Source organism: Streptomyces sp. NPDC090025 (assembly GCF_044748125.1).
In the GTDB taxonomy this organism is placed as follows: domain Bacteria; phylum Actinomycetota; class Actinomycetes; order Streptomycetales; family Streptomycetaceae; genus Streptomyces.
Window position 1 is genome coordinate 81,790 of sequence record NZ_JBIVFL010000018.1, and the last position, 22,946, is coordinate 104,735.

At 70.1% G+C, this 22,946-nt stretch carries 19 protein-coding genes and 1 pseudogene; 15 read left to right on the forward strand and 5 right to left on the reverse strand.

Annotated features, from left to right (window positions below; all coding sequences use genetic code 11):
• The 4 genes from ACIPXM_RS31125 to ACIPXM_RS31140 are packed head-to-tail and all read left to right on the forward strand — an operon-like array spanning position 1 to position 4,356.
• Positions 1–1,263: an energy-coupling factor transporter transmembrane component T gene (locus tag ACIPXM_RS31125; RefSeq protein ID WP_401662428.1), complete on the forward strand. Its 1,263-nt coding sequence runs from the start codon at positions 1–3 to the stop codon at positions 1,261–1,263.
• Entirely contained in the window at positions 1,260–2,963 is a 1,704-nt protein-coding gene (locus tag ACIPXM_RS31130; protein WP_401662430.1) for an ABC transporter ATP-binding protein, read from the forward strand. The genes ACIPXM_RS31125 and ACIPXM_RS31130 overlap by 4 nt, the downstream gene beginning before the upstream one ends.
• Before the next feature lie 29 nt (positions 2,964–2,992).
• Positions 2,993–3,811: an ECF transporter S component gene (locus ACIPXM_RS31135; protein WP_401662554.1), complete on the forward strand. Its 819-nt coding sequence runs from the start codon at positions 2,993–2,995 to the stop codon at positions 3,809–3,811.
• 56 nt (positions 3,812–3,867) lie between these two features.
• Positions 3,868–4,356, forward strand: a complete 489-nt coding sequence (locus tag ACIPXM_RS31140; protein ID WP_401662432.1) for a DUF4430 domain-containing protein — start codon at positions 3,868–3,870, stop codon at positions 4,354–4,356.
• Positions 4,357–4,457: 101 nt separating this feature from the next.
• On the opposite strand, the gene ACIPXM_RS31145 is transcribed toward ACIPXM_RS31140, so the two are convergent.
• Positions 4,458–5,090, reverse strand: a complete 633-nt coding sequence (locus tag ACIPXM_RS31145; RefSeq protein WP_401662434.1) for a VanZ family protein — start codon at positions 5,088–5,090, stop codon at positions 4,458–4,460.
• 269 nt (positions 5,091–5,359) lie between these two features.
• On the opposite strand from ACIPXM_RS31145, the gene ACIPXM_RS31150 reads away from it, so the two are divergent.
• Entirely contained in the window at positions 5,360–6,040 is a 681-nt protein-coding gene (locus ACIPXM_RS31150) for a DUF4230 domain-containing protein (protein WP_401662436.1), read from the forward strand.
• 537 nt (positions 6,041–6,577) lie between these two features.
• Here ACIPXM_RS31150 and ACIPXM_RS31155 read toward each other — a convergent pair.
• From ACIPXM_RS31155 to ACIPXM_RS31170, 4 genes are all read right to left on the reverse strand, one after another.
• Positions 6,578–8,536, reverse strand: a complete 1,959-nt coding sequence (locus tag ACIPXM_RS31155; RefSeq protein WP_401662438.1) for a hypothetical protein — start codon at positions 8,534–8,536, stop codon at positions 6,578–6,580.
• A 563-nt stretch (positions 8,537–9,099) separates the two neighbouring features.
• Positions 9,100–9,813 (reverse strand): WbqC family protein, encoded by a 714-nt coding sequence (locus ACIPXM_RS31160; protein ID WP_401662440.1) that lies wholly within the window; start codon positions 9,811–9,813, stop codon positions 9,100–9,102.
• An 18-nt stretch (positions 9,814–9,831) separates the two neighbouring features.
• On the reverse strand, positions 9,832–10,500 hold the full coding sequence (locus ACIPXM_RS31165) for a YdcF family protein (protein ID WP_401662442.1): 669 nt from the start codon (positions 10,498–10,500) through the stop codon (positions 9,832–9,834).
• A gap of 16 nt (positions 10,501–10,516) precedes the next feature.
• Positions 10,517–11,629 (reverse strand): hypothetical protein, encoded by a 1,113-nt coding sequence (locus tag ACIPXM_RS31170; protein WP_363291635.1) that lies wholly within the window; start codon positions 11,627–11,629, stop codon positions 10,517–10,519.
• 541 nt (positions 11,630–12,170) lie between these two features.
• On the opposite strand from ACIPXM_RS31170, the gene ACIPXM_RS31175 reads away from it, so the two are divergent.
• From ACIPXM_RS31175 to ACIPXM_RS31220, 10 genes and pseudogenes are all read left to right on the forward strand, one after another.
• A complete protein-coding gene (locus tag ACIPXM_RS31175) occupies positions 12,171–12,692 on the forward strand; it encodes an ATP-binding protein (RefSeq protein ID WP_401662444.1) in 522 nt (173 codons plus the stop codon).
• 22 nt (positions 12,693–12,714) lie between these two features.
• Positions 12,715–13,383, forward strand: a complete 669-nt coding sequence (locus tag ACIPXM_RS31180; protein WP_401662446.1) for an HAD family hydrolase — start codon at positions 12,715–12,717, stop codon at positions 13,381–13,383.
• On the forward strand, positions 13,380–15,191 hold the full coding sequence (locus tag ACIPXM_RS31185) for a hypothetical protein (RefSeq protein ID WP_401662448.1): 1,812 nt from the start codon (positions 13,380–13,382) through the stop codon (positions 15,189–15,191). The genes ACIPXM_RS31180 and ACIPXM_RS31185 overlap by 4 nt, the downstream gene beginning before the upstream one ends.
• Positions 15,188–16,144, forward strand: a complete 957-nt coding sequence (locus tag ACIPXM_RS31190; protein ID WP_401662450.1) for a thymidylate synthase — start codon at positions 15,188–15,190, stop codon at positions 16,142–16,144. Before ACIPXM_RS31185 ends, ACIPXM_RS31190 begins: the two co-directional genes overlap by 4 nt.
• Positions 16,145–16,152: 8 nt before the next feature.
• Positions 16,153–17,871, forward strand: coding sequence for a carbamoyltransferase (locus ACIPXM_RS31195; RefSeq protein ID WP_401662452.1), 1,719 nt, complete (start codon positions 16,153–16,155; stop codon positions 17,869–17,871).
• Positions 17,868–18,920: a hypothetical protein gene (locus ACIPXM_RS31200; RefSeq protein ID WP_401662454.1), complete on the forward strand. Its 1,053-nt coding sequence runs from the start codon at positions 17,868–17,870 to the stop codon at positions 18,918–18,920. The genes ACIPXM_RS31195 and ACIPXM_RS31200 overlap by 4 nt, the downstream gene beginning before the upstream one ends.
• 96 nt (positions 18,921–19,016) lie before the next feature.
• Entirely contained in the window at positions 19,017–19,529 is a 513-nt protein-coding gene (locus ACIPXM_RS31205) for a topology modulation protein (protein WP_401662456.1), read from the forward strand.
• Positions 19,530–19,560: 31 nt separating this feature from the next.
• Positions 19,561–20,274 (forward strand): DUF317 domain-containing protein, encoded by a 714-nt coding sequence (locus tag ACIPXM_RS31210; protein ID WP_401662458.1) that lies wholly within the window; start codon positions 19,561–19,563, stop codon positions 20,272–20,274.
• An 84-nt stretch (positions 20,275–20,358) separates the two neighbouring features.
• Positions 20,359–22,112 (forward strand): annotated as a pseudogene (locus ACIPXM_RS31215) (type IV secretory system conjugative DNA transfer family protein).
• 135 nt (positions 22,113–22,247) lie between these two features.
• A complete protein-coding gene (locus ACIPXM_RS31220; RefSeq protein ID WP_401662460.1) occupies positions 22,248–22,721 on the forward strand; it encodes a hypothetical protein in 474 nt (157 codons plus the stop codon).
• Positions 22,722–22,946 lie beyond the last annotated feature (225 nt).

The following is a 22,946-nucleotide window of genomic DNA, read 5'->3' on the forward strand; positions in this document are numbered from 1 at the left end:
GTGCCGCACACCGACACCACGGCGGCCGCCGCCGGGCCGCCCGGGTCCGCCCTGCCGGTGGACCCGGGCGGCCGGCGGCTGCCGCGCACGCTCCATCCGGTGGCCTGGTGGATCTGGGCGCTCGCCCTTGCCACCGCGGTCAGCCGGACCAACAACCCGCTGCTGCTCTTCCTCGTCCTCGCGGTCCTCGGTTACGTCATCTCGCTGCGGCGCACCGAGGCCCCGTGGGCCCGGGGCTTCAAGTACTACCTGTATCTGGCGCTGACGGTGGTGGCGATCCGGGTGGTGTTCCGGGCGGTGTTCGCGACCGGTATCACCCCGCACGACCACTTCCTGTTCTCGCTGCCGCGGATACCGACGCCCGACTGGTACGCGGGCATCCAGATCGGCGGCCCCGTCTCCCTGGAGGCCCTGCTCTCTGCGGCCACCGACGGCCTGCGGCTCGCCTGCATGCTGTGCTGCATCGGCGCCGCGAACACCCTCGCCAACCCCAAGCGGGCGCTTCGGGTGTTGCCCGGTGCGCTGTACGAACTCGGCGTCGCCGTCACGGTGTCGATCAGCGTCGCACCTCAACTGGTGCAGAGCGTGCAGCGGGTGAACCGGGCTCGCAGGCTGCGGGCCGGGCGGTCCAAGGGGCTGCGCGCGCTGCGCGGCATCGTGGTGCCGGTTCTTGAGGACGCCCTGGAGCGTTCGCTGCGGCTCGCCGCAGCGATGGACTCGCGCGGCTACGGCCGGGCCGGTACGGCCACCCGTGCCTCGCGCCGCGCGACCGGCGCGCTGATGCTGCTCGGCATGTGCGGCCTGTGCACGGGCGCGTACGGGCTCCTGGACGCGACCGCGCCGAAGGCGCTCGGCCTCCCGGCGATGGGCGTCGGCGCGCTGCTGTGCGTGGCGGGGCTGCGGCTCGGCGGGCGGCGGGTCACCCGGACGCTGTACCGGCCGGACCCGTGGCGGTTCCCGGAGTGGGCGGTCGCCGGCTGCGGGGTCCTCTCGGCGGTGCTGCTGTTCGCGAACGCGGGCTTCGACGCGGCCGAACTCAACCCGTCCCTCTATCCGTTGAGCTGGCCGACGCTGCCGCTGGTCCCGGCCGCGGCGATCCTGCTCGCCGGTGCCGCCGCGTTCCTGTCGCCGCCGCCGGAGCGTCCGCCGAACCGCGCGCCGCGCACCGCCCCGCCGAAGACGGCGAACGCGGCGAAGGCGGCGAAGGCGGCGACGATCCCCGCACCCCGCACCACCGAACTCCGCACCGAGGAAGCCCCGTGATCACCTTCGAGCAGGTCAGCGTCCGGTACGAGGACTCGGCCGAGCCCGTGCTGCGGGACGTCGACTTCACCGTCGAGGAGGGCGAACTGTGCCTCGTCGTCGGTCACACCGGCGTGGGCAAGTCCACGCTCCTGGGCGCGGTCAACGGCCTGGTGCCGCACTTCACCGGCGGCACCCTGTACGGCCGGGTGGTCGTCGACGGCCGGGACACCGCGGCGCATCCGCCGCGGGAACTCGCCGATGTGGTGGGCGTGGTGGGGCAGGATCCGCTCGACGGTTTCGTCACCGACACCGTCGAGGAGGAACTCGCCTACGCGATGGAACAGTTGGCGGTACCCCCGGCCACCATGCGCAAGCGGGTCGAGGAGACCCTCGATCTGCTCGGGCTGGCCGATCTGCGGCACCGGGCGCTGCACGAGCTGTCCGGCGGGCAGCAGCAGCGGGTCGCCATCGGCTCGGTGCTGACCGCCCACCCCCGGGTCCTCGTCCTGGACGAGCCGACCTCGGCGCTCGACCCGACCGCCGCCGAGGAGGTCCTGGCGGCGGTGACCCGGCTGGTGCACGACCTCGGGGTGACGGTGGTGCTCGCCGAGCACCGGCTTGAGCGGGTGGTGCAGTACGCCGACCGGGTGCTGCACCTGCCCGGGGACGGCCGGGTGGTGTCCGGGACGCCCGCCGAGGTGTTCCGTACCACCTCGATCGCCCCGCCGATCGTCGAACTCGGCCGGGCGGCCGGCTGGTCGCCGCTCCCGCTGTCCATCCGCGACGCCCGCCGCGCGGCGGCGCCGCTGCGCACCCGGCTGTCCGGCACGACTCCGGCCCCGGCCAGGCCCGCGCCGCCCGCCGTACGGCCCGAACTGCTCACCGCGCGCGGGGTGACGGTGGCGTACCGGGGTGTCCCGGCCGTCCGTGAGGTCGAACTCCAGCTGTACGGAGGGGAGATCACCGCCCTGATGGGCCGCAACGGTTCGGGGAAGTCGTCCCTGCTGTGGGCGCTACAGGGTTCGGGTCCCAGGTCGGCGGGCTCGGTCCGGGTCCACCGCCCGGACCCGGCGGACCAGGCGGCACCGGCCACGACCCCGGCCAAGGCCGAGCCCCGTGACGGTGATTCCCGTGACCCGCGCGATCTGCCGTCGGCGCAGGCCCGCAAGCTGGTCGGCCTGGTGCCGCAGACGCCCACCGATCTGCTCTATCTGGAGACGGTGAAGCAGGAACTCGACCAGGCGGACGGTGAGTCGGACACCGCCGCGACCGGGACGTCCGCCCGCGCGCTGCTCGACCGCCTCGCGCCCGGCATCGCCGACGACTCCCATCCCCGGGATCTGTCGGAGGGTCAGAAGCTGGCCCTGGTGCTCGCCATCCAGCTGGCCGCCGCGCCCTGGGTGATGTTCCTCGACGAGCCGACCCGGGGCCTGGACTACCGGGCCAAGGAGCAGTTGGAACGGATCGTCGGTGAACTCGCCGCCGAGGGGCGGTCGGTGGTGATCGCCACCCATGACGTGGAGTTCGTGGCGCGGGCCGCCGACCGGGTGGTCGTGATGGCGGAGGGCGACATCGTCGCGGACGGCCCGACCTCCGACGTCATCGTGGCGTCCCCGGTGTTCGCGCCGCAGACGGCCAAGATCCTGGCGCCGCTGCCGTACCTCACGGTGGCCCAGGCGACGGCCGCCCTCACCGCAAGCCCCGAGGGGGCGGCATGAGCCGCACGACCGGAGCCGGGACGGCGTCCATGGCCTCCCGTCTGCTGCCCGAGCGGGCCGCCGCGATCCGGATCGGGCCGCGCGCGGCCGTGGTGATCGCGATGGCGGCGTTCCTCGGTCTGGTCGCCTTCTTCTGGCCGTTCGTCGTCGCGCCGGGCACCTTCGGGTCGAACTACGCGCCGCCGCTGATCTTCGGCGTGCTGCTCGCGATCGTCCTCTGTGTGGTCGTCTCGGAGATCTCCGAGGGCGGCATCAACTCCAAGGCCCTGGCCATGCTCGGGGTGCTCTCCGCGGTGAACGCGGCGATCCGCCCGCTGGGCGCGGGCACCGCCGGGATCGAGTCGGTGTTCTTCCTGCTCGTGCTCGCCGGGCGGGTGTACGGGCCGGGCTTCGGCTTCACCCTGGGCTGTACGTCGCTGTTCGCGTCGGCCCTGATCACCGGCGGGGTCGGCCCCTGGATGCCGTACCAGATGTTCGGCTGCGCGTTCGTCGGGATGCTCGCGGGCTTCCTGCCGAGGGCCACCGGCCGCCGCGAGGTGCTGCTGCTCGCGGGCTACGGCTCGGTGTCCGGCTATCTCTTCGGCTTTCTCCTGAACCTGTCGTTCTGGCCGTTCTCGCTGGACCCGAACAGCTCGATCGCCTATCTGCCGGGGCTGCCGTTCACCGAGCAGTTCCAGCGCTATCTCGCCTTCGACCTGGCGACCTCGCTCGGCTGGGACACCGGCCGGGCCGTCACCAACCTCGTCGCCATCCTGCTGGCCGGACCCGCCGTCCTCACCGTCTTCCGTCGCGCCGCCCGCAAGGCCCGTTTCCAGGCCCCGGTCCGCTTCACCCGCCGCGACGGCTGAACCGCACCACCGGCACCACGTACCACCCTCACCCACCACCCATCGGAAGGACCCGCATGTCCCGCACCCTGCTCCGCCGCGCCACCGTCACCACCGCCGCGCTCGGCGCCCTGCTCGTCACGGCCCCGGTCACCGCGCAGGCCGACGCCACCGGCTTCACCAACGCGCCGGTGAGAGTCACCGTCACCGTGCAGGGCCCCGACGGCCTGCTCTTCCAGAAGAAGATCTTCACCTGGGGCCACGACGTCACCACGGCCACCGGCGGCACCCACAAGTGCGACGGCACCAACGGCGCGGCCCACACCTCCAAGGTCCCCACCCCGACCGCGGCCCTCGACCACGCGGCCAAGCGCAACGGCTTCACCTGGGACGGCACCTGGTACGCGTCCTTCGACGACTTCTCGGTGGACACCATCAAGAAGGTCAACGGCGGCGGCTCGGCCTACTGGAGCATCGAGGTGAACGGCGTCCCGACCCCGGTCGGCGGCTGCCAGTTCGAGATCGAGAACGGCGACCAGGTGTCCTTCGTCTGGACCTCCTTCTGACGGAGCCCGCACCACCGTCCCCTCCGGCTCCGCCCGGGTCGGCGACCGTGGTTCGCCGACCCGGGCGAGCGGCCCCACGACATGGTCCGCCCACCGGGTGATCAGGGGCGGGCGGAGGTGTCCGGGGCGACGCCCCGGACCGGGCGTCGCCACCACCGTCGGCGCCTTCGCGGGTGGACCGCCCGGCCGAGCCTGCGGCCGACGAGGACGTAGGCGAGGAGCGCGCCCGTGGTGTTGAGCAGCACGTCGTCGATGTCGAAGGCGCGTCCGGTGATGAGCGCCCCTTGCACCAGCTCGACGAGCAGCATGGTGCAGACGGTGGCCAGTGCCACCCGCAGGAAGCCCCGGGTACGGGGGGACAGCAGCGGAAGGAGCACGCCGAAGGGCACCCCCAGGAGCACGTTGCCGCCGAGCTGCTTGACGGTCTCGACGAATTCCGGCTGCCGCAGGTACGCCTCGATGGACCGGCCCGGTGTGAGATTGTCATGGACGAGTGAGACGGAGGCGGCCGACTCCCCGAGCGTGAGTTTCGCCAGCACCACGGCGAACGCGACCATGCCGACCATGGCGACCAGCGCGACCAGGGCCCGGACCGCCTTGCCGGGGCCGGTGCGGGCCCCGCGACGCGCGGTGGGCCCGGCGAGGCCGCGCTCACCGGGCGCGTGCCCGCCCCGGGCCGCGCGTGCCGTGTCCCGGGCGCTCCCGCGCACCGTGTCGACGTCCGGTCTTCGCACCGGTCTCCCTGCGGTCCAGCCCTTCATGGGGCCCCCTTCCCGGTCGGGTGTCTGCGGTCGGCCCTGCCGACGGGCTCCGCGTACCCGCATCCGTCGCCATCATGTAGGCCCGTATCCCGCCGGCCCGTCGGTCCGGCCGCTCGCGGACCCGCCCGAGCGCCCGTCGCACGTCCCCGGCACAGCCGCCCCACGACTGCTCAGATCCCCCAACCCACCGCATCGCACGGCGACTTGGGAGTGACGCGCGGCCTGCCGGGCACGAGGACCCCATGGAAGATGACACCGCCAGACGTTCGTACCGCTGGAAGCGGCCGGAGGGATCGCCCCGGCGTCGCCTGCCGGTCGCCGCGGTCGTCCTGCTCGCGCTCGCCGTCGTACTGATGCTGGTGGGGCAGGTGCTGCGGCTGCCGGGGCTGGACGTGTTCGGCACCGAGGCCAAGGACCGCTCCGGCCCCGCGGTCCTCAAGTCCGTCCAGGACATGAACCGTCACGAGGGGGCGGCCGGGACCTACCAGGTCGTGGTCGACCTGGAGCAGGACGCCCGCTTCCTGCCCGACGCCATCCGCGGCACCCGGACGCTGTACGTGGCGACCGGCGATGTCAGCGCCTACGTGGAGTTCGGCGGGCTGGGGAAGGACGCGGTGACCGTCGACGCGAAACGGACCACCGCCACCCTGCGGCTGCCGCACGCCCGGCTCTCCTCCGCCTCGCTCGCCCCCGAGCGGTCGTACGCGGTCTCCAAGCAACGCGGTCTGCTGGACCGGCTCGGCGACCTGTTCTCCGACAACCCGGCGAACGAGCACGCCGTCAACGTCCTCGCCGCCCGGCACATCGGCGACGCGGCTCGCGAGTCGGACCTCGTCTCCCGGGCGGAGCGCAACACGACCGCCATGCTCCAGGGCCTGCTCCTGGCGCTGGGCTTCGAGCGGGTGACGGTCACCTACGGGTGATCCAGGTGAAAACGGTCAGGGGCCGTTTCAGATTGCTCTGAAACGGCCCCTGATCTGCGACTCTTTCGAGTCGGGACGACAGGATTTGAACCTGCGACCCCTTGACCCCCAGATCGAGGGGTCGGAGAAAAAGTCATGACATATACCCCAATCTGGGGGCACACAGCGTGCACATCCGTACGTACTGTGCGCCCGTCAACATGGGCGCTGGTCCCCAACTGGTCCCCAAGTAGGCCACCTGGCCCTCGGCCCGCCCAGCCGTCTCGGACGGCTGGGCGGGCGCGGCGAGTCAGGGAGCGGCGTGGAGCCGCTTCCTGTCGGCCCGGCGGCGAAGGCCGCTGACGACCTCACGCCAACGCCACCGTCCATCCCAGTTGACGTTCTCGTGGCCGCCGGGCTCCCAGTCCGCGAGCTCCTCGAGCTGCTTGAGCAGGGCTTCCGGTTCGACAGGAGCGCGCTAGGTGCGCTCGTCGTCGAGTTGGCCGGCGATGTCGTGGAGTTTGTGGGCAGCGCGGTAGTAAGAGAGCTGGGTGTCGGTCAGCCGGCGCGCAGAGTAGCCGCCGCACTTGCTGCACCAGTCCCAGTCGTCACGGGCCAGCAGGTCGGAGACAGTGAGGAGGTCGTCGCTCTGCGCGAGACCTCGGTCCCGTGTGTGCCGGCAGAAGGGTGAATGTCCCTTGCCTTCGAATGCGGGTCCGCGTTCGTGGCGTAGATCTGCACCGGTCCCAAAACTCCCAGAGGTAGGCCGCTGCCGCGGCGCCAGCGGTCCGTGCTGGGCGCTCGGAACGGCGTCAGGTCCAAGGGACCGGGCGTGAGCAAGCCCTCCCAGACTGCGACCGACAGCACGCCGGAGCGGCCGGCGTCGAGGCTCCGCAAATCGGGAACGCCCCGTGCCATGACGAGCAGCCGCAGATTGTGCTCCTTCGCACGCTCCCCGTGCGCCCACCGGACAGCCGCCTGAGCCCCGGCCGCAAGACCCAGGTCTGCTCCGAAGCTGTCATCCTGCCCTGCGCTGTCGTGGCCCAGGTGAGGGCCCTCGTCGGCATCCGGCGTAGGGGCGACTTCCTTGATCCACGGACTGAGCAGGTTTTCGGGAAGATCCGACGCGCCGGCGACGATGACGCCCAGCCAGCCCTGCTCGACGCGCTTCTCGATGGCCTGGAGGGGCAGGACTTCCGCTCCTCCGCTCGTCGAAAAGACGATGTAGAGCTGGTCGGCGGCGTACGAGTAGCTACGCAGCGCCCGCAAGTGAGCAAGGGTAACGGGCTGACGGTCGAAAACAGCGGTGTCGTCGAAGACCCCGGGCCGCACCGAGCCGGGATGCGCCTCGGAGACGGCCTCCGCCGGCGCGGCTTCGGCCCCGCGCTCGCAGGAGAGGACGCTCGAGGATGCGAGCAGTCTGTCGGCGACGAGGGTGGGGACCTTGAGCGTCAAGGTACGTCGGCTCCAGTCGGCGGTCACGGTCCAGGTCACCACCACCCCGAGGGTCCACCGATCCAGGCCGTCCAGGACATCACGTGTATCCCCGCGCGAAGGTTCCTCTGTGTCCTCCGGCAAGCGTGCCGTGACCCACACCGTCGGCGTCGAATCCGTCGCCGCGGCCGCGGCGCGGGCCTCGTCCTCCCACGACTGGATGAGGCGGCCGACTCCTTCCAGAGCTTCCGCGTGCCCCTTCTTGTTGGACCTGATGCCCTCCACCAGGTCATAGCGCCTGAACGCCCGGGAGGCCGGTCCCTCCCAGCCGCCTTCGGCCGCGTACTGCCACCTGCGCCATAGCCGGCTCAGACCGGTGGAAATCTGACGGCGGTTGCCGAGCACCGCGAAGGCTGGATTGTCGGCGGGCAGCGAGGGCGTTCCCAGTTCCGCTGCCGCAGCGGCTACGACGAGACCGGCCGGCTCCACGAAGAAGGCCGCCTGCGCCCGGAGACTCTCAAAGTAGCCCTCCTTCGCCAACAGCTTCGGCCGCGCCCAATCCGTCAGCCAAGGGAAGTGGCCGATGACGGCCTGCGCTCGGTGCAGGCTCCCCGCGGCACGACGCCAGCGGGACAAGACCCGCTCCTGCAGCTCCTCGGCCTCCCTACGCGCTTCCCACCGCCCGTCGTCGTCCTCGTCATCCTCGTCCGCAGCATCCCGCCTCGAGCGCAGTAGCTCGGCTGCGGCCTGCACCTCGTCCTGGGTCCAGTACACGTCCTCGTCCGGCTCTCTGTAGGCCTGCAGCTGGTGAAGCAGTCCCGCTCCGCCGAGCGCTTCCATGAAGATGCCCAGCCCGGATGTCGGCCGGACTCTCGGGCCCCAGTCCGCGCAACCCGAGCAGAACCTGTCCACCACGTCCGCGCTCAACGGGACCTCGGTCGTCGTCACGTTGGTCGTACGGAGCTGGCCGCATTCCCTCCGGACATGCAATCTGGCGTTCTTGCCCTTCGCCGAATAGACGGTGATCTTGGTGCCCTCGAACGGCCCGAGCGGTACATCGGCTGTCAGCATGCGGTCGCGCACGAACTCCCCCTTCTCATGCCTCGCGAGCTTAGAGCCGGGCAGTGACACACGCCGCCAGACGAGGAATCTCCAACCCCCCAGTCAACCGGTGCACAAGTGCACTTGCCTGTCGGCGAGAGTCGCGGCGCTGGAACACCCGCCGACACCAGACGGATCCGATGCCAATTCGCGGCCCCAGGAACCCTCCCTGGCGTCAGCTCAGCACCGGCCGGAATTCCTTGATCACGGCCCCGTGATATCGGCGCCGGAAGGACAGCCGAGCCCCGACCTGCCGGTTCCTCTCCAAAAATACGTGCCCCGCACACTGGTCCCCAGGGCTGGTCCCCAAGCTCGAGCCACTTGCTTCGCCGCCCTAACGCGGCACGCTTCAGCACAGAGAGGGGTCGCCACCTCAAGGACCCCTGGCAGCACAACTCCACAGGCAGGAAGGAACCGTGGCGTCCTGCATCAGCCAACGGAGCCAGGTCGGCAATGGCAGCCTTCAGAAGGCGACGTCACACCCGATCTTCGGCGCCCTCCACCTCCCGGCGAACATCAAGAGCACAGGCCAGAAGCAGCACGTCTCACGCCGAGCCCACAGGCGACCGATGGCAGGACGCGATGGCTCGTAGTTCGCCGGCCACTGCTGCGATCCCTGCAGTCATGAGGGGTCCCACGGAGCTAGCTTCGCGCGCGTCCCTCCAGAAGCCGTTTTTAGGGGGTACGAAAGGCACAACGCTCAGTCCAAGGGCTTCGAACGGCGCCGTGACCAAGTAGCTCATCCCACCGGTTCCACACAGGTAGCCGCGCGCACCGGCAACAGCGGTGAGGTCTGCGAGCCGTTGTGAGCGCTCCGCCCGAGCCGGCAGGCGACTACTGCGCAGGATTTGCCCCCTCCACCCCAGCAGCCGGAGCAAGACCTTCGTGGACTCCTCGGCGACTGCGGCCATCCTCGCGGTGTCAAAACATTGAAGTACAGAGTCCACCCCGTCTCGGAGTATCGGCCAATCGGGACTCCGCGAGTAGTGCTGCGTCAGCATGTGGGTCGTGCGTCGACGAGCCAGCTGCGGGTCGACCACCACCGCGTCCTTGATGAGGGTGGACCGGCCGTCGGGCAGGTGGGTGGGAATCGAGAGCCAATGGAGCCGGGACGGACTGGACATGTCCCCAAGGCGGGCGCGGTGCTGGAAGTCGCGGCGGGCGAACTGGACGTCGTCGAGGACAATCCAGCAGTCCGCCGCAAAGAGCTTCGCGAGGGTGCTCAGCCGGGGGAAGAGGTTGGGCTGGTGGATCGCCACCCATCCCCCGGAGCTGCTTCACGCGCCGATGAGCCTGCTGGTGAAACCGGCGCGGATGAGGTCTTCGTATGCGGCATGCACGTTCTCCGGGACGTCCTGCTCGATCGCGAAGCCCTGCTTCGGATACTCGATGATGCGCTGGAGGTCACCGACGAGCATGTCGATGACGAGCTTCTCGTCGCCGATGCTCTTCAGGTAGTCGTCGAACTCCATCGGTTCAGAGGCGCACAGCACTTCGACCTCGGGCCACAGCTTGCGGGCGGTGGCGAAGGAGCGCCGCTCCATGTACGGCTTGGAGACGAGGAGCACCGACCTCGGGGTGAGGCCGGCGGAGGCGAGGAGCTCTCGGGACAGCTCGATGTTCTGACCCGTGTTGCCGGCGTTCGGCTCCACCAGGATCGCGCTGTTAGGCACGCCGAGAGTGAGAGCGTGCTCGCGGAAGTGGACGGCCTCGCCGCGGGGGAAGACCTTCGCGGTGGTGGGGCTGTTGCCGCCGGTGAACACCAGGGTGGGGAACAGCCCGGCACGATACAGCTCCGCCGAGAAGGCTGCGACGCCGAGATCGTGGCTGCCGAGGCCGATAGCGACGTCGACGGGGCGCAGGTCGTGACCCATTTGGTGGTAGTCCCAGACCAGCTTGGCATTGCGGATCTGCTCATCGTTGATGGCCGGCTGGTTGTCGGTCACTCGCTCGTCTCCCTGGTCAACGTGGTGAAGGGCTGGCTGGCCCATCGGCCGTCCTCCGGATGTCCGTGATGCTGCGGAGCTGGTGGGTCAGCCCGTATTGGGCCGCCCGCTTGGCAGCGTCGTCAAGGACGCGTAACCCATCATCCAGGGTCGCTCGGTCGGACAGGAGGATGTGCCCGTACGCGGTGTCCAGCCGTACCCGCTGCATGGGCGCATCGGTGATGCCTGTACTGCGAGCCACGTCGATGAGGCGCAGGGCCGCGTCGAGATTGCCGGTTCCGCGGTGGGCCAGGGCGAGCTTCTGCTGCGCGACGGACCAGTCGTCCTGCTCGGCCAGGCCCTCGAACTCGCGAATGGCTTCCTCCATCACCTGGACCGCGTAGTCGTGGTTGCCGTCCTTGCTAAGGGCGGTGCCCACCCACAGGCGTGCACGGGCGCGGTCTCGCGGGGATAGCCGCTCGTCGATCGCAAGGTCCTCGTACCGCCGAGCCGCAGTGTCCAGCGCACCGGACATCTCGGTGACGACCGCCAGGGAGAGGTCGAGCTGCGCCACACGTCGCGGAATCGCCAACTCGGTATAGAGCGAGCGGGCATTGGCGTAACACCGTTGGGCGGAGAGCGGGCCTATGACTGCCCCTTGGTCCCGCTTGAGATCGCCTTGAAGGGCGACGGAGCGAGCGAGGAGGTAGGTGCCTCGCTCGTCCAGCTCCGAGGGCCGGTAGCTCGACGACCACCGCCGTAGAAGGTCGTCGGCGAACGCGAAGTTCTGGTGGGACAGTGCGACGACCGCGCGTTCGAGGTCGTCCGTCCAGGATTCGTACTCCCAGGCCCGAGGCCGGGGGATGGTGACGCGCGCCGTTTCGCCAGCGTCCCCTTCCCCTGCTCCTGGGGAGAGCTTCGCGAGCTCCGTCTCGAATCTCAGATGGGTCGCGGCATCGGACCGGGCCAGCGCGGTGTCGAGGATGGCCTGGCTCTCGGTGTTGGGCCGCCGCTTGTCCCGGTACTTCTCCCAGTTGCTGATGGTGTTGACCGCGATGCCCAGGTGCTCGGAGTAGCGGCGCACGCTCAGCCGAAGGGCCTTGCGCAGGGCAAGCGCCTCAAGGCCGGTCCATTCGTGAACGGTCGCCACGTGCCACTCCTTTCCGATGCCATCGAAGCACGCGGCGACCGCGCCGGGGGCGGTTGTGGGACAGAAGTGGGACAGACGTGGATTCCCCGATCGCAAGGCGGCGACCAGGCTCGAAGTGTCCCTCTTCCCCGATCCGATGGGTGGTCATGACCATGGAGCCCCTTACGGAACAGCGGAACGTCACGGGCCCTATCGTCTTCGGATTTCTGCGGCTCGTCGGGGCGTCCGCGAGCCGGCAGCAGGCTCTCTCCAAAACCATCACCGACTATTGCCGCCGCCACGAACTGACGCTGGGCGGTGTGTATATGGAGCGGTGCGCGGCGACGTCGGGCGCTTTCATGGGCATGCTCGACGCCGTCGCGGCCACTCGCCCGTACGGCGTCGTCTTCCCCGCCCCGTCCCACTTGGGCCCCAGGGCCATAGCGGCTGACCGTCGGCAGCGGCTGCATGAAGCCGGCACGGAGATTCTGCTCGTACGAGGGGGCCGGCCGCCGGTAGCAGACGAAGCGGCCTCGACTCCGGCCCCGGGGAGCACCACGTCGTGAACCTCGACCGGGAACTCCTCCTGCTGGACAGCCGCCGCATCGACGGTCTGGGCAGCATCCTTGACGCCCCGCAGCACCAGAAGAGCCTGACGTTCGCCGCCGACGAGACGGCCCCGGGTACAGCACGCCGCTTCACCCGCGACGTTCTGACCGCCTGGGGTGCGGAGGACCTGCTGGACGACGTCGTGCTCATCGTCAGCGAGCTCGCGACGAACGCCGAGCGCCACGGCTGTCATCTCGCGCACCACGACGGCGTTGAGGAATCCAAGCATCGCCGGCACCGGGACGAGATCACTCTGACGCTCGCCCTCCAGGCCGGCGTCGTGGGGATCGAGGTGGAGGACAACTCCCCGGAGCCGCCCGTCCCGCGGATCGCCTCGCCCTACGCGACTGGTGGACGTGGCCTGCTCCTGGTGTCCGCCGTGGCCGATGCCTGGACCGCATGTCCCAAGCAGGACGGAAGCGGCAAGCGGGTGATCGCCTTCGTGAAACGCCCCGGGACCTCCCTCACCCCCTGAACCCCTTCACCGGAGATACCTCATGTCCACCCTGCTCCCGCCCTCGCCTTTACCTCCGAAGGCGCTGCTCCTCGACCTCGACGGCGTACTCCTCGACACCCGTCCGGTCATGGAGCGCGCATGGCAGCAAGTCCTGAACGAGCACGGTCTCGACGTACCGTTCGAAGAGTACGAGCGCCACCTCGGCCGACCGTTCGCCGACATCATGAAGCGGCTCGGATTCACCGAGTCCGAGCGGTTTCACCGTACGTACGACGAGGCGGCGATCGCCGCGTCCCACCTCGCTCGCGAGTTCGACGGCACCGTGGAGATCCTGCACGTCTTCGTCGCCTTCGGCTGGCGCCTCGGCGTCGTCACGTCCAAGCCCTTGGAGCGGGCCGCCCCGCTCCTGACGAACCTCGGCTGCCCGTTCTCCACGGTGCGCACGCCGAACGGTGGTGGACGTGGCAAGCCCGCGCCCGACCCGGTCCTCCTCGCCCTGGCCGACCTGGGTGTCGATCCCGCCGACGCCGTGTACGTGGGCGACATGGCGGTCGACCAGGAAGCCGCGCGCCGCGCCGGAGTCCCGTACGTCCACGCCGGCTGGGGATACGGCTGCCCGGGTTCTCCCTCCCCCGTGGTCGCCGAGTCCCCGAAGGACCTGCTGAGGCTCCTCGCCCCCGGCCCCTTCCTCGAAGGGAGCCTGTTGTGACCAGGCCCCCTCGAGACGTCCAGGGTCTGGCGCGAGCCGACATCGGCGGGCAGCCCGCGTGGGCACTGGTCGGTGAGGGCGCGCTCGCGACTCTGGCATCCACCCGGATCACGACCAGCGAGCTCGAAGCTCTGCCTTTGGACGCACAGGAGCACGAAGAGCTCGTCGAGCATGTCATGGACGCGCTCCAGTGGTACGGGGCCTATCTCAAGACGACGCCGGGCGGGGCTGGGTGGCTGTATGTGCAGCACGTACCGGTTCGCCGCCTGGTGGCTCAAGTCGTACGCAAGCTGATGGCCCTCAGCGCCTGGCAGCCGTTCAGGAGGGCGCCCGGCCCGCTGAAGATCGCCCCGCACGAGGGACTCGTCGGGCTTCGCGAGAGCAGTTCCCGGGAGTACCGCGCCTACACCGTCACGTGGTCCGGCATCGCGTATCTGCTCGGGACAACCGCGTTGTACAACCCCTTCCGTACGGCGCAGTTGAGCAGCCTGACACCGGTGCGCGTCGACGCCCGGGTGCCGAGCCCTCCTCCGTCGGCGCTGCCGCGCACCGGCGTTGTCGCACTCTCGTGGTCGTCCCGCCATGCGGCCACTCTGCTGCCGGTGCTCGAAGACCTGGCAGGTGGTGGTCGGACGAGTCTCCTCGTCGACCTCGCCACGGACCCGGCGCAACGCTGCGACACTCCAGCCGCCGAGGGCATCAGGCTCATTACGCCTCCCGCTGGCCTCTTCGCTCTGTCCGGAGCCATGGAGCGCCTGCAAGTGTGGGACGACGAGCACGTCGTCCAGGTGGAGGAACACGTCGTCCGGCTCTCGCGTCTGGTTCGTCTCCTGGCCGTCTTGTTGGAGACGAGCGGAGGATGCACCCAGCCGTCCTGGCGCTCGATGGTCCGTCTGGAGACGTGGCTGAGCGGTGTCCTGGACGCGTCTCGCCCGCACACGCTGCTCGTCAGCAACGACACCAGCCCCGTCGGCGCCCTCGCCGTCCACCTGGCAGATCTCCACGCTGTGAACACGGTCCATGTGCAGCACGGGGCCTGGACTGCGGAGTCAGTTGCGTGGCCCGCGCTGCACAGCCGGGACATCATCGTCATGGGCGATCGAGACGCCCCGCTCGCCAAGTCGTGGGCGCGGCACCCGGACGCCGAGGTCCACGTGCTGGGGCAGCCCCGCTTCGACGTCCTCGCCGGCCTCGGGCGGGACGACCAGAGGCAGTACCTCGAGAAGCTGCTGGGCCCCGGATCCGGGCGGAGCCCCGACCGGATCATGGTCTGGGCCTGCCAGCCCTTCGGTCCCGACCGGCTCAAGGCCCACGCCGACCTCCTCCTGGACGGGATGTGGAAGGCCCAGGGCGAATGGGGCCTGGTCATCGCCCCGCACCCGGCGCAGAGCCCGGAGGTCTTCGCCTCGCTCATGCAGCGGGACGGAAGGCCGCTCGTTGCAGTCGCCGATCCGCAGGTAGGGGCACGGGGTTGTCTCGCCGGCGCCGACGTCGTGGCGAGCGCCTATTCGACCTGTGGCATCGAGGCCGCCCTCTTGGGCGTGCCGGTCCTGGAGTTCGGCACCGCCGAAGAACGCACGCTCGGGCTTGCTGCTCATGGCCTCGCGCGACGCTGCACCACCCCCGCGGACGTCGCCGACGCGCTCTCCACACTCCCCAAGGCACACACGGCTGCCGAACCCGCCTCGACGGACGCGGTGTGCCGCTGGAGCGGCGACAGCGCCGCCCTGGTCGCGCAACTCATCGTCAGCCGCGCGTCTGGCAACCCGCTCGAACACCTCCGAAACGAAGGAGTCTCCGCCCGATGACTTCCCTGACCGCCGGCAGCATCGCCGAGCTCTTCGTCGGTGCCGTCACCCTGGCCAAGTCCGGCGAGAGCGTCAGCCCGCGCGGCATGGCGACTCGTGAGGTCCTCGACGTCCACATGCGGCTCACCCGTCCGCGGGCCCGCCTGCTGCACGCGCCACCGAGCAGGATCCTGAACCCCGCGTTCGCGGTGGCCGAGACCGTCTGGATCCTCTCCGGCTCGGACGAGCCCTGGATCTTCGACTACAACGCGAAGCTCCGGCAGTACGCCGACGACGGAGTACTGCGCGGCGCCTACGGCCCGCGGATGCGGAACTGGGCGGGCACGGTGGACCAGCTGGCCCGCGTCGTGGAGATCCTCAAGAAGGACCCGGACTCCCGCCGAGCGCTGATCCAGCTCTACGACCCGGCCCGGGACGCCGCCGGCCACAAGGACGTGCCCTGCACACTCGGCTTCCGCTTCTACCTGCGTCACGGTCGCCTGCACATGTCGACGACGATGCGCGGCCAGGACGTGTGGATCGGCATGCCGTACGACCTGTTCTTCTACACGGTCCTGCACGAGCTGGTGGCCGGCTGGATCGGCGCCGAGCTGGGCGACTTCCACCACCACGTCGGCTCCCTGCACATCTACGAGAACCACCTCGTCCAGGCGGATGAGTTGAACTCGATCGTCGCGAGTGTCGACATGCCGGACCTCACCACCCCGTGGGAGGGATTCGACGCCCTCCTCCATCAGGTCAAGACGGGGGACTTGACCGGGCACGCCAGCTGGGACGGCATGTCCGAGACCCTGCGCAGCTACCAGCTCTGGAAGGGCGGCCGACGGGAGCACGCGACGGCCCTGGCCGGCAAGATCGACGGGCCCATCGGCCAGGCCATGGTCGCCTGGTACGACGAGCTGAACCGTCGCTCCACGAGCTCATCTGTGCATGCCTCAGCTGGTGCACAGTGACAGCGGCCATGGACCGGACGCCCTCGGTCATCCTCGGTCTGTGCTCGTACACGCATGACTCCGCCGCCGCGCTCCTCGTCGACGGGCAGCTCGTCGGCTTCGTCGAGGAGGAGCGGCTGTCTCAGAGGAAGCACACCAAGGACTACCCGCGCCACGCCGTCGAGTGGCTGCTCGGCGAGGCCGGGCTGGCCGCCACCGACGTCGACGCCGTGGCCTACAACTTTCAGCCCGCCCGCTACCTGCTCGAATCCCCGGCCGCACTGCGTCTGGCGCTGTCACCGACCACACGTGACCGGGCGGTGCCGAGAGCCCGTGGCTTCGCCAAGGTATCGATGCGCACCCAGCTCCGTGTCCGCGACATCGGCCGGCGGTTCCCCGCCGCAGGCGTCTCCCCCGTCCTGCATCACAGGGCCCATCAGCTGGCGGCCTTCGCCGCCTCGGGGTGGAGTGAGTCGGCTGTCCTCGTCGTCGACAGCCTCGGCGAGAGGCAGACAACGACCATCGCCCAGGGGCACGACGCGCTCCGTCCCCGTACTCGTACCTTGGAGGCGATCCACGATCCCGCTTCTCTCGGGTACGTGTACGGCGCGGTGACCGAGCACCTCGGATGGCGTCGTGGTGACGAGGAGGGCACCGTGATGGCGCTCGCCGCGCTCGGTGACCCCGGGCGATTCCGGAAACTCTTCGCCCGCGCTGTCCGCATCACCCCCACGGGCTTCGTCGTCGACCCGCTCTACTTTCCCCCGCGGGTGCTGACTTCGGGCTATCCGAGGACGACTCGCCTGTTCATCGACGAGACGTGCCCCGAACGCCACCCGAGCGAGCCGCTGAGCGACGTGCACCGGGACCTGGCCGCAGCCCTCCAGGAGCGCACGGAGCAGGTGATGCTGCATCTCGCTCGCCGAGCGCGGACCGTCACCGGCTCCCGACGTCTGTGCGTCGGAGGCGGCGTCGCCACGAACTGCGTGAGCATCGGCCGCATCATCGAGGCCGGCGTGTTCGACGAGGTCTTCGTGCCGCCCGCCCCTGGCGATGCCGGCACCGCGATCGGCGCCGCCATCGCCGTACATCACGACAGCCGCGCCCCACAGCCCGTGTCCGGCGTCACCAGGGCCTGCTACCTCGGCCCTTCCTTCCAGGGCACGTCTCTCGACCTCGCGCCGTGGCCAGGCCTTCATGAGAAGGCGCTGGGTGCCGAGGCCGTCGAGTTCCTCGCGGAGCGGCTCGCCAATGGTCTGATCGTCGGGCTCTTCCAGGGCCGCGTCGAGGCCGGCCCCCGTGCCCTCGGCAACCGCTCGATCCTCGCCTCTCCTCGGGAGCCGGGCGTCATCAAGCGGCTGAACGACTCCGTGAAGTTCCGGGAGCCGTTCCGTCCCTTCGCCCCGATGGTGCTCGCCGAGCGCGCTTCGGAGTTCTTCACCCTCGGCCAGGAGGCTCCGTACATGTCGATGGCCTCCGGCGTGACCGACAAGGCGCGGGAATTGGTGCCGGCCATCGTGCACGCCAACGGCACCTCCCGTCTCCAGACCGTCACTCGCTCGCAGAACCCGTTCATGCACGAGGTCCTCAGCGCCTTCGCCAAGCGCACGGGGGTTCCGGTGCTGATCAACACCTCGCTCAACGTCAAGGGCAAGCCGATCTGCGGGACACCGGAGATGGCGCTCGAGTGCCTGGCCAACTCGGGGTTGGACGCCCTGCTGCTGGAAGGGCGGTGGATCACCAAGTGAGGATCGGATACAGCTTCTGGGGCTTCCTCGGCAACGGGATCACCGACACACCGGACGGGGGCCGCAGCCACCGCCGCCCCTTGATCGACGCCCTCCTCGACCGCGGCCACGAGATCGTGTTCCTCCAAGCCAACCGCGACCTGATCGAGGCCGGCGACGACCTGGGCGATGCCTATACCTTCCACAGCGGCAGCCCGGACATCGACGCCCTGTTCCTGGAGTGGCGCTGGGCGATCGACGGACGCAACACCACACCGTGCGGCGCCGAAGGCCATACGTGCGACCTGCATCGCCAGGCCGAACTGGTCACCCGATACACCGTGCGCAGGAAGACGCCAACGGTGATCTGGGACAAGGACCGCAAGCTCCGGGGCGAAAGCGTGTGGCGGCGCGTCCCCCATGTCACCATCTGCGAGGCCGCCCTCGAACCGACGCCCGGGGCGAAGCGCCTGCTCTTCCCCGTCGACGACCGTCCGCTCGCCGAGGCCGATCCGGTCGCGCTCGCCAAGAGGCCTCGTGACCTCGTCCTCGGGTACGTCGGCAACCAGTACGCCCGCGACGAGCACTTCGACCGCTTCTTCGCACCGGCCGCGGCGTGCTTCGACCACCTGGTCGGAGGCAAGTGGACCAAGACCGGCCGCTGGCCGCACGTCCGGTTCCTCGGCAGGCTCCCCTTCGAGGCGGTCCGTGGCATCTACGGCAGGTCGCTGGCGACCATCCTCATGCTGCCCGAGACCTACGCCGCCGTCGGGCAGATGACGCAGCGGATCTTCGAGGCCGTGCTCGCCGGCTGCCTCCCGCTCGTCCCTGCCGACATCGTGCATGCCGACCACTTCGTGCCCGAGGAGCTGATCGTCAGCTCCGGCAGCAAGGTGATCGAGCGGCTGACCCATCTCCAGCAGATCGCCGGCACCCAGCGGCACGCGGACTTGATCGCGGCCTGTCTGGACCGCCTGGACCTGTTCCGGCTGAGCCGACAGGTCGACGTGCTGGAAGCCGTCCTGGACACGGCCCTCGGCCCCCTCGCGATCGAACGCGGAGCGGCCTGATGCAGCTAAGCAGCCACGCCACCGCGTCTGGATCATCCGAACGTGCCCAGGTGTCCGGTCCGACCCGGCATCCGAGCACCTCTACGCTGGAGCATCATGAAGAAGGTCGCCATCGTCGGCTGCGGAGGCAGCGGCAAGTCGTACCTGGCGCGGGAGCTGGGCAGGATTCTCGACGCCCCGGTGACGCACCTGGACGCCGCGTTCTACGACGACGAGTGGAACGAGCTGCCCATGGAGAAGTTCGCCGACCTGCAGCGGGAGCTGGTCGCGCAGCCGAGGTGGGTGATCGACGGGAACTACAACTCGACCCTGCAGACCCGACTCGAAGCCTGCGACACCGTGGTCATGATGGACGTCTCGACCGTGGCCGCTCTGTACGGGATCTTCTCCCGGCAGATCCGGCACGGGGCCGGGCACAAGGGCAACGGGGTGCACAACCGCATCCACTGGGGCGTGGTCAAGTACGTGGCGACGTACCGTCGCAGGATGCGCCCGCGGGTCATGGCCAAGATCGAGCAATTCGCCTCAGGTCGTGCCGAGGTGGTGCTGCTGTCCAGCCGACGGCAGACGCGCCGCTGGCTGCGAAGGGTCGCCGCCGAGCACCGCTGAGTCTCCCGCGCCCTCGACAGGAGGGCGCGGCATGAGCGGCATCAACCCCTTCCTGGACCCGACGCGCCAGGCGGAGCTGTACGGGCACGCCTCTCGGCTGGCCCACGGACACGAGCCGCTGCTGCCCCGGGTCATCCTCTCCAGCCCGGACCAGAAGACGCTCCTGCGGCTCGAACCGGCTCCCAGCGACCAGTGGTGGCGGATCAGCCACAACGGCGGCAGCCCTTCCAACAGCTGGTCCGCGTCCTTCGGCGGCCGAACCCCCGTCGAGCTGATCGCCGCGGTCACCGACACCCTCACCGATCCCGCTCACAACGAGCGGGCCGCCGCAGATCCCATCCGGCCGCTGCGACGGCAGGGATGGGAGACGGCACCGTCGGGCGAGTTCCGCTCCCCGGACGGCATCGTCAAGGGCGAGCGGATCACCTACTCCGGCTCGAACGGCTGGTTCATCACCGCCGCATTCGACGAGGACCACGTGCTGTGGCAGGCGCGCTTCGACAGCCGCACCCCCGCCGGCATCGTGACGGCCTTCACACAGGCGCTCGCCGATCGCGAACCGCTGCGGCGCACCCACGAGCAGACCCGCGGCCTCAGCCGGCAAGGCATCAACCTCCACTGGCAGCAGGCCACAGCCGTGAGCGTCGCCTCCGCGCTCCCCGACCGCGTCGAACGCCTCGCCGCCCGCCGTACCGGCACTCCCCCGCCCCCGCCGCCCCGGCCTGCGCCCCGCCGTACCCGCTGACCCTCACACCGCCCGCCGACCCCGGCGTCCCCAAGGAACCCTCCCTTGCCCAACTCCCCCTCCACCAGCCCCGACGGCTACGACATGGCCCTGAAGATCGGCGGCGGCGCCCTCGCGATCGGCTTCCCTCTCGCCTCCTTCGCCTGGCTGTCCGGGAACCTCGCCGCATGGGCGACCGGGACTGGCCCGTGGCTCCCCTACCGGCCGGCCGACGCTCTCCTCCACCCCGAACAGCTGTGGCCCCGCGCCGGAGAAACGACCCTGCTGGTCGTCACCCGCATCGTGCCCGTCCTGCTGACGCTCCTGATCGCCGCCGGCGCCGCAGGCATCTGGGGTCGGTACAAGAGCCGGGCAGGCAGCCGGAAGAAGAAGGTCAAGGGCATGGCGAGCGCCCACGACATCGAGCCGCTGCTCGCCAAGGCGATCGAGGCCAAAGCCCGCTCGCTGCGCCCGAGCCTGAAGACTGCCCGGCATATCGAGCCGCGCGACACCGGCATCCTCCTCGGCAACCTCCAGGGCACCAAGCAGGAGGTGCGCATGGGCTTCGAGGACGTCGCCGTCGCCATCATGGCACCTCGGTCCGGCAAGACCACCTCGCTCGCGATCCCCTCCATCCTCGCCGCGCCCGGACCGGTGCTGCTGACGTCCAACAAGGCCGCGGGCGACGCGTACACGACAGCCTTGGACGCCCGCGGCCGAGTTGGACGGGTGTGGTCGATGGACCCGCAGCAGATCGCCCATGCCGCCCGCGAGATGTGGTGGAACCCTCTCGCCGACGCGCGGACCTCGACGGCGCCAACCGGCTAGCCGGGCACTTCCTCGCTGCCTCCGTCGATGCGAACCAGCAAGGCGACTTCTGGTCCAAGGCCGGCAGCAACATCCTCAGCCAGCTGTTCCTGGCGGCGGCGCTCGACGAGCGGCCGATCACCGACGTCATGCGGTGGCTCGCCTTCCCCTCCGACCGGCGCCCGCTCGACATCCTGCGCGCCCACGGATTCACCTCCGTCGCCTCCCAGTTGAAGGGCACCGTCGAGGGACCGCCGGAAACGAGGGACGGTATCTACGAGACCGCCCGCCAGTACGCCTCCGCCCTGCTGAACTCGGAAATCGCCGCCTGGGTGACCCCGCAGAAGGACGTGCCCGAGTTCCGGCCGGCCGACTTCGTGACCTCCTGCGACTCCCTGTTCCTGCTGTCGAAAGACGGCGGAGGCGGTGCCTCGGCCCTGATCGCGGCCTGCGCGGACTCCGTGATGCGTGCGGCGACCGCCCAGGCCGAGCGCGCCGGCGGCAGGCTCGACCCGCCGATGCTCGCGATCCTCGACGAGGCCGCCAACGTCTGCAAGATCTCTGACCTGCCCGACCTGTACTCCCACCTCGGCTCCCGCGGGATCATCCCGATCACCATCCTGCAGTCCTACCGCCAGGGCCAGAAGGTCTGGGGCGACGCGGGCATGGACGCGATGTGGTCCGCGGCCACCGTGAAGGTCATCGGCTCCGGCATCGACGACCCCGACTTCGCCGACAAGCTGAGCCGGATGATCGGCGATCACGACGTCGAGACCACCAGCACCTCGGTCTCCGACTCCGGCACGTCCACCTCGATCAGCATGCGTCAGGAGCGGATCCTGCCCGCCGACGCCATCCGTGCCCTGCCCAAGGGCTCCGCACTGTGCCTGGCCACCGGCATGCGCGTCGCGATGTTGACCTTGCGCCCCTGGTACGCCGAGCCCGGCGCCGACGAACTCGCCGCCGCCTCCGCCCGCGCCTCGAAGGCCATCACCGACCGGGCTCTCGCCAAGAGCACACCTCGGCAGACCGACTACGGCTCTGCCGCCTGACCTCGGCGGCCCCGACGCTGACGAGACCCTCTCACCTGGAAGGAAGCTCCCATCACTTCACCCGCCGCGGACATCGCCACCCCGTTTAGGAACCTCGCCGGTAGCTTCGACGAACTGGGCCATCGCGTCGCCGCCTTGGACACGGCGCCCGGCCCGGCCTTCCTCACGAAGGCCACGCCCCTCCTGCTCGAATCCCAGCAGCTCACCAGGCAGCTCGTCTCAGCGCTGTCCCTCCTCAGCACGAGTAGCTATACGGCCGTGGCGGGCAGTCGCAGCACCTTGGACACCCTCGCCGGTGCCGTCAGCACCGCGAGCCTCGCCTCGACTCACCTAGCCCAAGCCATAGCCCTCAACCCCCTCGACGGCATGAGCCACCCCGGTCCGGCGGTCGACGAGGACGCCATCCGCCAGGCCCGCCAGGCCGACGCCCAGAACGACATCGCGGATTGTCTGGCCGAAGCCATGGCCGACCTCGATCTCGCCGCCACCTGCTGCACCTATGGCGCCGGCGCGATCGTCCGCGACCTCGCCCAGCCCCGTCCGGCCGCCCCGGCAACCGGGCGGGCGCCGGCCTCGCGAGCAGCCGTTCCCACAGGACGGGCGAGGTGAAGGCCATGGAATTCGACGAGCAGGACCTGTTTCTGGTTTCGCCGCGCTACCTGGCGGATCACCGACCGAGTCCTGCCCCACTACACCGCCGCCGTGTCCGACGCCCGGGGCGCGGCCCACGCCCTGGCCCTCCGGCGCGCACACCGCTCTCTACCGCGTCCGGCCCCTTCCTCCGTTGAAGCCGCCGCACCCCCGATGAGAAGCCCAGGAGACCCCGCTGACGTC

Excerpts from the sequence above, each read along its gene's own strand:
- ACIPXM_RS31135 (WP_401662554.1), top strand. The coding sequence starts at position 2,993 with ATGGCCTCCCGTCTGCTGCCCGAGCGGGCCGCCGCGATCCGGATCGGG.
- ACIPXM_RS31140 (WP_401662432.1), top strand. The coding sequence starts at position 3,868 with ATGTCCCGCACCCTGCTCCGCCGCGCCACCGTCACCACCGCCGCGCTC.
- ACIPXM_RS31150 (WP_401662436.1), top strand. The coding sequence starts at position 5,360 with ATGGAAGATGACACCGCCAGACGTTCGTACCGCTGGAAGCGGCCGGAG.
- ACIPXM_RS31180 (WP_401662446.1), top strand. The coding sequence starts at position 12,715 with ATGTCCACCCTGCTCCCGCCCTCGCCTTTACCTCCGAAGGCGCTGCTC.
- ACIPXM_RS31190 (WP_401662450.1), top strand. The coding sequence starts at position 15,188 with ATGACTTCCCTGACCGCCGGCAGCATCGCCGAGCTCTTCGTCGGTGCC.
- ACIPXM_RS31195 (WP_401662452.1), top strand. The coding sequence starts at position 16,153 with ATGGACCGGACGCCCTCGGTCATCCTCGGTCTGTGCTCGTACACGCAT.
- ACIPXM_RS31205 (WP_401662456.1), top strand. The coding sequence starts at position 19,017 with ATGAAGAAGGTCGCCATCGTCGGCTGCGGAGGCAGCGGCAAGTCGTAC.
- ACIPXM_RS31210 (WP_401662458.1), top strand. The coding sequence starts at position 19,561 with ATGAGCGGCATCAACCCCTTCCTGGACCCGACGCGCCAGGCGGAGCTG.